5 protein-coding genes are annotated in these 9392 nt (G+C 48.2%); 1 reads left to right on the top strand and 4 read right to left on the bottom strand.

Features of this window, described 5'->3' with window-relative positions:
* Nucleotides 1–47: 47 nt before the first annotated feature.
* Nucleotides 48–1481 (bottom strand): DUF1501 domain-containing protein, encoded by a 1434-nt coding sequence (locus tag Q0668_RS23185; protein ID WP_298868920.1) that lies wholly within the window; start codon nt 1479–1481, stop codon nt 48–50.
* A gap of 94 nt (nt 1482–1575) precedes the next feature.
* On the bottom strand, nt 1576–4701 hold the full coding sequence (locus Q0668_RS23190; RefSeq protein ID WP_298868921.1) for a PSD1 and planctomycete cytochrome C domain-containing protein: 3126 nt from the start codon (nt 4699–4701) through the stop codon (nt 1576–1578).
* Between the two features lie 704 nt (nt 4702–5405).
* Between Q0668_RS23190 and Q0668_RS23195 the strand changes: the two genes are divergently transcribed.
* A complete protein-coding gene (locus Q0668_RS23195) occupies nt 5406–6560 on the top strand; it encodes a DUF1559 domain-containing protein (RefSeq protein ID WP_298868922.1) in 1155 nt (384 codons plus the stop codon).
* Nucleotides 6561–6656: 96 nt separating this feature from the next.
* Here the strand turns inward: Q0668_RS23195 and Q0668_RS23200 are convergent, their stop codons facing one another.
* A complete protein-coding gene (locus tag Q0668_RS23200; protein ID WP_298868923.1) occupies nt 6657–8105 on the bottom strand; it encodes a DUF1501 domain-containing protein in 1449 nt (482 codons plus the stop codon).
* A gap of 18 nt (nt 8106–8123) precedes the next feature.
* On the bottom strand, nt 8124–9392 hold a 1269-nt coding region (locus tag Q0668_RS23205; RefSeq protein WP_298868924.1), incomplete at its 5' end, for a DUF1553 domain-containing protein.

Here is a 9392-nt window from a genome sequence, read left to right on the forward strand (position 1 = left end):
CAATGTTCTCAGGCAATGTTCTCAGGCAATGTTCTCAGGCAATGTTCTCAGGCAAGAATTTTCTGAATGATCTTGGCTTGATTTACTCCGATCAAACGTTGATCCAAACCCTGGAAGCGGAATGAGAGGCGTTCCGGATCCAGGCCGAGTAGATGTAAAATCGTGGCATGTAAATCATAGACGGGGACTTCGTCTTCGATGACGTTAAATCCGAAGTCATCTGAACGTCCGATAGTAGTGCCCCCTTTGATCCCACCACCCGCCAGCCACATGGTAAAGGCGTTTGGATGATGGTCACGTCCATCGTTTCCTCCCTGCACCATCGGCGTGCGTCCGAACTCTCCGCCCCAGACAACCAGAGTGTCTTTTAACAGGCCACGCTGTTTGAGGTCTTTGATCAAAGCAGCCGACCCCTGATCGGTGGCTTTGCAATTATTCTTTAAACCACCTACAAGACCGCCGTGCTGATCCCATGATTCATGGAATAATTGCACGCAACGTACGCCCCGTTCAATCAGCCTGCGGGCCAGCAGACAGTTATTCGCAAAAGAGGTTTTACCCGGTTCTGCACCGTACAGTTCCAGAGTCTGTTTTGTTTCCTGGGTGATATCCATGACATCGGGTGCGCTGGATTGCATGCGATATGCCATCTCAAACGAATTGATCCGAGTTGCGATTTCCGGATCGCCAACCAAATCCAGATGATTCTGATTCAACGCTTTTAATGTATCGAGTGAATCGCGTTGTAATTTTGAAGATATTCCCGGAGGATTTTGCAGATAGAGTACAGGCTCCTGACCGCCACGAAACATGACTCCCTGGTGAACCGTTGGTAGAAATCCACTACCCCAGCAAGAACTGCCACCACTGGGGCCTTTATTACCGGAACTGAAGACAACAAAACCGGGTAAATTTTTTGATTCACTACCCAATCCATAAATCGTCCAGGCACCCAGACTCGGCTTCCCAAAAAGTTGAGAGCCGGTCAACGCCTGAATCTGAGCAGGAGCGTGATTAAATGCGTCAGTTTTCATGCTTTTGATGATGGCAATGTCATCGACGACTTCTGACAAATGAGGCAAAATTTCTGAAAGTTCTGCTCCACATTCACCATGTTTTGCAAATTTGAATTTCGGTCCTAGAAATTTTGAGTTGGGATTAATAAAGGCAGCCCGATATCCCTTCAGGAGTTCTTCGGGAGGCAGTTTACCATCAAATTTACCCAGCACAGGTTTGTTATCAAAAAGCTCCAGATGGCTAGGGCCTCCACCCATAAACAAAAAAATAATATTTTTTGCCTTGGGAGGATGGTGCGGCTCTCTGGGGGCTAACGGGTCATCAAGGGCTTGATTCTTCGCGGGGGCAGCATATCCGGATTCCTGCAATAACTGGTTGACGGCAATGGCACCAAGCCCGACTCCGCATTGTTGCAGAAACCAGCGACGCGCCATGGACTGCGAGGGGTGATGAAAATGATTCATGAATCGTTACCTGTTTTTATTAAAAGAGTCAAAAGTAGATTCTATTCACCAGTCTTAATATGAGGCTGGCTCGAAACACTCTGCCAGTTATCGGTTATTCTTTCGTAATAGTTTCATCCATATTTAACAGTATACGCGACAAGGCAATCCAGGCTGCAAAATCGGCATTGGTAGTTTTAGTTGTTTTTTTCGTCGAGGATATTTGTTGCGCTTCTTCCGCATGATCTGCAAAGTAACTGCGCTGTTTAGTCAGGAACCGTGTTAGCAATTGTGTTTCCGATGCGGAAGGATACCGGGAAACACATCGGCGAAACGCTGTTTCAATGCGCTGCTGATCTGTCGCTTTAGGTTCGGCTAAAGCGATTTTCGCAAGGTTTACAGCACATTCCATAAACAGTGTTTCGTTGAGCGTCGTTAATGCCTGCAAAGGAGTGTTAGAACGGCTCCGTTTGACCGTGGCAATATCACCATTGGGAGCATCAAAGGCCTGCAATACCGGATAGGGTACCGAGCGGAAACGGAAGGTATAAATCGCACGACGGAATCGGCTTTGACCTTCAGCAACTTCCCAGGTTTTCGGACCGTAACTTGCCGGTTTTTGGAACAGGAAAGCAGGTGCCGGCGGATAAACTGAAGGTCCACCCACCTCAGGATTCAACAGACCACTGGCTTGGAGGGCGATGTCTCTGACGATTTCTGCATCGACGCGATAGCGGGGACCGCGGGCGAAGAATCGATTGTAAGGATCACTTGCATAGAGTTCCGGGCTGACATGTGATGACTGCTGATACGTTCTCGAAGTCACAATCAGAGTGTGCAGCTTTTTCAAATCCCAGCCTTGATCCATAAACCAGACGGACATCCAGTCCAACAGTTTTCGATGCGTTGGTGCTGCGCCTTGCGAGCCCAGATCTTCGCTGGTACTCACGATCCCTCTTCCAAAATACGCCTGCCAGACTCGATTCACGATGGCACGGGCCGTTGTCGGTGATTTACGATCGACGAGCCAACGGGCAAATGTCAAACGGTTCATCGGTGTATCTTCAGGCAAAGTATGCAGAAAGTCGGGGACTCCCGGCTCGATTTCCTCCTTCTTCTTGAGAAAGTCACCCCGATCCAGCAGGTGAGTTTTGCGAGGATCAGGACGTTCCTGATAAACCAGCTGTGTGGCTCCCGGAGGATGCTGTTTCCAGAGCACTTCGATCTCTGCGTTTTCTTTTTTCCATTCCGGGACGGTCGTTCGCCAATAACTGAAAACCTGATTGTGTTGTTCTGCCGTTCGTTGAGCGATGGGGATTTCGAGAATATCTCGGACCTTGTCGGGAACAGGGTCTGCTTTCGCTTGTTCAGAAGTCGTACACGAGACGCGGAAACGTCCCAGATTCATCGTCTGGTTATCATCACTGTTCCAGCCTCCATGCATTTGTACCAGACTGACTTTTAATTTGGTCCCCTCTTTGTATCCAAATGGTTTCTCGGCACGGAAAACTGCTTCGCGTGGTTCATTGAATCGCCCAGGACCCGGGTTGATACCCCACGCAGTGGTGTTATCACCGTCAATGGCGTAAGCAACGGGCCCGGTAAATCCGCGCACCCCTTTATTGTCTGAATATTTAGGATTCAATTGTTGTCGTTTGTTCTCAAAATCGGCTGTCGCAGTAGAAAATTTGACAGTAGCTTTTTGCTTGGGGTCTTTTACACTTTCTGCTGCAAGTTTAATATCCGTCAGGGCACATAAGCCTTCGATGGATCTTCCCGGTCCACCTGCAGGCAGATTGGGATGATTCAAGAGTTCAAGTCGGATTGCTTTGATCTCTGTAGCATCAACGATGGCTTCAAAATTAGAAGTAAATTTGGACGGGGCATAACCCTGCGCCAGCATGGAATGATCGGCCTGTTCAAAGTAGCGCTGAGAGTTACTATCGATATTAGTGAGTTTCAGAACCCTCCACTCTGGCTGATTCTGTTGAGCCGCTTTTTCCCAGGCAGCCATTTTTGCGGACCAGTCTGGTGTGCGCGCTTTGAGGGACTGTTCGAGGGCTTTAATTTTCTGAAAAAGTTTTTGGCGTTGTTGCTGTTCTTCACTTGTGTAGCCACGAATACTGGCTTCATAAGAGTTATTAATGCAGGCGAAAATCTGATAGTAGTTTTTCTGAGTCAGGGGATCATACTTGTGTGTATGACATTGTCCGCACTGCAATGTCAGCCCTAAAACACTTTTTCCGATCGTATCCATGCGGTCAAACATGGCCGCCATCCGAAACTCCTCCGGATCGATACCCCCTTCTTCATTCAACATCGAATTTCGCATGAACCCGGTAGCGACTTGCTGATTTTGTGTGGCGTTCGGCAGGAGATCGCCGGCGATTTGTTCGATTACAAACTGATTGTAAGGCATGTTTTGGTTCAACGCATCGATCACCCAGTCACGATAGAGCCAGACTTCTCGCGGAGCGTCCTTTTCATAACCGTTGGAATCAGCATAGCGGGCGGCATCCAGCCAGATCCTCCCCCATCGTTCACCGTAGTGTGGTGATCCGAGAAGTTTTTGAACCTGTCTTTGATACGCGTCCGGTCGTTTGTCGTTGAGAAATTGATCGACCTCCGCAATCGTCGGTGGTAAGCCGACCAGATCCAGATTCAGTCGACGCAAGAGAGCAACTCGGTCGGCTCGTTCCGAGAAGAAAAGACGCTGTTGTTCCAGCTTTTCCAATACAAAAGCGTCAATAGGATTTTGGATCAATCCTTTTTGCTGCACGCGCGGTAATGCCGCTTTCTGGGGAGGATGAAAGGCCCAATGGGAGGCCCAGGGCGCACCGGCTTCTATCCACTTTCGGATTTTTTCGATCTCAGACGGAGAGAGCTTTTTACCCGAATCAGCAGGCGGCATCCGTTCGTCTTCATCAGTGGACACGATGCGTTGATAGAGCAAGCTTTCTAAAGGTTTCCCCGGCACGATTAAAGCGTGTCCATCATGTGATCCAAAAGCGCTTTCTTTTAAATCCAGTCGCAGGTCGGCCTCTCTGTGTTGATCATCGGGACCATGACAGGCGAAGCAGCCATCGGAAAGCAAAGGCCGAATATCCGTTGCAAAATCGAATTCTGTTGGCGTCGTTTTTTTTGTCTCTGCAAAAGTAACTTGAAACAAAAACACGACGAATGCCATCGTGCAGAGAAACAATAAAGAGCGAAACAATAAAGAGCACGTTCGAACGACCATAATCATTCTTTCGGTTTATCTATGAGGCCATGAAATCAAAACCGTTACCAGAAAGAAACGAGGCGGTTATTAACGGACTGCTGTGTCCTGTCAAAAATCGCAAACCCGGGTTTTCTATGAGTCGGAAAGATTGATGATTCTCAAAACCAAACATGAGTGAATACCGGTCCGCCACTTTACCCAAAGTGGGGGTAGCTCAAATTCACTCTAAGGTCAATTGAGCAGGTGACTTAAATTATCAGCTGTGGCGGGCCGATTACCTGAATATTCTACGTCTAATTATAGAGGTACGCGCATAGCAAATTCAAGTTTGGCTTCACACGACTCAATAAATCGCCACACATTTTTACGAGGAGACTCACAAAAACAACCTCGTATCTTCATGGAATCGTCACAATAAGCCTCGTTTGATTCATTTTGCTACGCAATATTCACTTGTTATTCACACTTCAGCAAGAAATATCTTCACATTCATTCGATATGGTACGCCCATCTGAAATTTTCAGCCGGCAACGAAAGTTTCAAAACAAGGTGTCCTATTGAATTCAAAGAACGAAGAGAGTTTCAGGGGGGGCAGTTCAGATTCCTGCATCAAATATTCCATGCTGGGAATGACCTGTTTCTTACAAAAGTCAAAGTGAATGGTTTCAAGTCTTCATTGTGCGTGTAACAGACAAATTTCTTTTTTAAAAACAGGAAACAAAATGCAAAAATTACGTGTTCAAAATGTAAAACGATCAGGTTTTACTTTGATCGAACTTTTAGTGGTCATCTCGATCATCGCCTTATTGGCTGCTCTGCTGATTCCAGCAGTCTTTGCAGCGCGAGAATCGGCGCGCTCTTCACAGTGCAAAAGCAACTTGCGGCAGTTTGGTCTTTCCATGCACTCTTTCGCTGCCACAGATCCTTCCGGAAGATATTGCACGGGTGCGTATGACTTCCGTCGTGACGGATGTCCTGACACATGGGGCTGGGTTGCAGACATGGTGAATAGTGGAGCAGGTCTTCCTCAAAAGATGTTATGCCCTTCATCCACATTGTTGGGATCTGAAAAACTCAACGACATGATCGGTGTTGCTAACACCAGTAACAAAGATGCGGCACCACCGGCTCGTCTTTTGGACGGTGTCTGCTCTACATGGACGTCAGGAACAGAAGGGACACCTGCCCGTATTCTTCAGGTTGCTAAGCTTCTGGAAGATGGCTACGGCACAAACTACGCATCCAGTTGGTTCCTCGTTCGCTCTGCTCCCAAGCAGTCCGGTGGTGTTACCGCAGCTGGCTTAAAGGGCTTTGGTGGTACGATGGGACCGCTGACAATTCGTCGTTTGGATACTTCACGGATTTCTTCTTCAGCAATCTCATTCATGGGCTGTGGAGCACCCGGTGATATCGGCGAAGCTGTCTTGACTGACTCAATTCCAGGATTCGTTGAAGCCGGTGACCGACTCGCGGAATCATTCAACGATGGACCTGCTTTCTGGAATGCCGCTGGTTCACCAGCTGCCGTCGATCTGATGCCAGCCGGAACCAATCTGGTAGGTGCGATTCCTGTAGAATTACCAGACCCGAATCGCGCAGGGACAGCAGGACCCGATGGTTCTCTCTGGTTGCAGGATTCTCGTGACTGGTATGCATGGCATGGTCGTGGAAGCAACAAGATTTGCAATATCCTGATGGCTGATGGAAGTGTTAAAGCTGTTGTCGACTTGAACGGCGACGGATTCCTCAATCCTGGTTTCACAGGATCATCAACGGGTGGATCTGGATACACAGATGCGACTGTTGAATTACGACCCTCTGAAGTCTACTCCGGCCCCTGGTTGGACGCTCAGTTGACTAAAGGTAACTTCGAATAATCGGAGTTGTCTGAAAACTGTAAGACAAGTAAATAACGAGTGGCTGGATTCAAACCGGCTACTCGTTTTTTTATTCCTGAATAATATGTACGTTGGTTATGAGAGAATCTCTTTAATGACATGCCCGTGCACATCAGTCAAACGACGATCAATACCGTTATGTCGAAATGTCAGCTTTTCATGGTCAATTCCCAGCTGATGCAAAATCGTGGCGTGCACGTCATAACACATCGTCGCATTCGCCGGATCTGCAGGTTTGAAAGACCATTGATCAGACTCGCCATAGGTGGTTCCCCCTTTAATGCCGCCTCCGGTCAGCCAGTTCGTAAATACAAACGGATTATGATCGCGGCCCTTACTTCCCTGGCTGCAGGGCATTCTGCCAAACTCGGTCGTCCATAAGATAATTGTGTCGTCCAGCATCCCACGCTGCTTGAGATCTTTAATTAAGGCCGCCGCACCGATGGACATGCCACGTCCCAATGGCCAATGATCGCGTTTGATATCTTCATGCGAATCCCAGTTACGACGAGGATGACCGTTATCAGCGCCAGACCAGATTTGCACAAACCGCACACCTTGTTCCAGCATCCGCCGCGCGACCAGACAGTTTCTACCAAAGTAATTGATTTCCGCCTGCTCGCTGATCCCTTCCTGCACTTCAAAATCAACGGAATCAAGCCCATACATTTTAAGAGTACTTTTTGTTTCGTTCGAGAGATCAAGCACTTTGGGAGCCTGTAACTGCATTTTGGCAGCCAGCTCATACGATTGAATCCGCGCATTCAATCGTGAATCTCCCGTGCGTTCCTGTTCGTGTTTTTGATTGAGTTGTTTGAGAGCAGCCAGCATATCACGATCACTTTGACGCGTGATAAAATTATTTTTGGACGGGAATAAATTGGAAATCGGGGTCTGAGAATTCGGGCGAATCATTGTGCCCTGATTACTAGCCGGTAAAAAACCGGCCGACCAGTTCGCCGCGCCGTTAGGAGCAAATCCGCGTGGATCGGGGAGAACCACAAAAGTCGGTAGATTATCAGTCATGCTGCCAAGACCGTAGCTGATCCAGGATCCCATGCCAGGAAAACCAGGCAGAATAAAACCAGTAGCCTGCATAAAGGTTGCCGGTCCATGTACGTTCGACTTGCTGACCATGTTATGGATAAACGCCATGTCATCCACACATTCTCCCAGCGGTGCGACACAATCATTAATCCATTTGCCCGATTCACCATACTGCTTCCACTTCCAGGGAGACTGCATGGTTTTGCCAGGGGATGATTGAAACAGTTGCACTTGCTCGCCGGGATCCCAGGCGTTGCCGTTCTCTTTGATCAGTTCCGGCTTATAGTCGAATGTATCACATTGACTGGCGGCCCCGGACATATAAAGTTGAATCACACGCTTGGCACGCGGCGAATGATGCAGAGTCTGCGTGTTTGATTGAGGCGCAGCCAGCAGTTGATCGTTCTGAAGCAGAGACGCGAGCGCAATTCCACCCAGTCCGCCTCCGGTCGACATCAAAAACTCACGACGATCCATTAGACCTCTTTCTCTATGCTAATCGATGAAAATAAATTCGTTACTGTTGAATATCAGTCGGCAGACATTTTCAATGCCGTAGCGCGATCCGATATCTTTTAAAATGTCTAGCTCTGCCTGTTTCGGCGCGCGACCTAATGTTGTTTCAAAAGCCAACTTGATCTGAACTGACAGATCAGACGATTCTGCCTTGACTTTTTGTGCATAAAATTTTGACATACTCACCATGAAGTGATCATTCATCAGGGAGAGCGCCTGCAATGCCGTTAATGTTTCCAGACGTTTCGGAGTCATTTGTGAAGGATCTGCACAGTCTAGTGATTCCATAAATGGATCAGGCACCGAACGCACAATAAAACGGTAAATCGAACGCCGATGCTTTTCCGCTGAAGCGGGATCGAATTTCTGATAGAGATAGTGCGGCGAATGCTGAGGTTTATCGAGCACAAACAGCCGGTCTCCCGGGCCATACATGGTAAGATCCAGTTTTCCACTCACTTGTAATACAGAATCGCGAATGGCTTCAGCTTCCAGTTTGCGGCGGTTCATACGCCAGAGAAGACGGTTATCGCCATCGATTTGATTACCCTCCGAATGCGAGTGCGATGACTGCTGATACGCGGTACTCAATACCAGCATCCGATGTAATGTTTTCAGTGATTGCCCTTCATCACGAAAACGGCTGGCCAGATAATCGAGCAACGTGGGATGTGAGGGGAGTGCCCCCATTTTTCCGAAGTCATTGGGCGTATCAACGAGGGCTTTACCGAAATGATACTGCCAGACGCGATTGACTATCGAACGCCAAGTGAGTGGGTTATCACGGCTGGTTATCCATCGCGCCAGCGCAACTCGTCGGGCGCCTTCATTCTTTGGCTCGGCTAGTTGAAACACGCCGCTGAGACCAGAGATGAGCTTCGGTGCGGTTGGCTCGACTTTTTTTACAGGTGCTTTTTCACTTCCTCGACTGAGTAAATAAACCGCACGCGGCTCACCGTTTGTCGGCTTGAAGTTTCCCTGCTGTTTAAAATGCGTCGCCGCAGCAAAGACCTTCTGTCGATCGGGAAGTTGATCGAGATTCTTTTTGATCTGCTTTAAATTTTGACTGAATTGCAGGAGCAATTTCTTTTCCTCAGCAGTAGAAAGGCTGGAGAACAGTTGATTTCGTTTGCCTTTCAGTAATGCGAGGTCCGCGTTGGAATCGGAGCTATGATAAAATTTGTCATCAATAACATTTTTTCGTGACCAGCGCGGCGGTGCTTCAATGGAATCCAGAAATGTCACCAC

It is taken from the genome of uncultured Gimesia sp. (assembly GCF_937910335.1).
Taxonomy (GTDB): domain Bacteria; phylum Planctomycetota; class Planctomycetia; order Planctomycetales; family Planctomycetaceae; genus Gimesia.

Coding starts and splice junctions, on each gene's coding strand:
- Q0668_RS23185 (WP_298868920.1), bottom strand. CDS start 1,481: ATGAATCATTTTCATCACCCCTCGCAGTCCATGGCGCGTCGCTGGTTT.
- Q0668_RS23190 (WP_298868921.1), bottom strand. CDS start 4,701: ATGGTCGTTCGAACGTGCTCTTTATTGTTTCGCTCTTTATTGTTTCTC.
- Q0668_RS23195 (WP_298868922.1), top strand. CDS start 5,406: ATGCAAAAATTACGTGTTCAAAATGTAAAACGATCAGGTTTTACTTTG.
- Q0668_RS23200 (WP_298868923.1), bottom strand. CDS start 8,105: ATGGATCGTCGTGAGTTTTTGATGTCGACCGGAGGCGGACTGGGTGGA.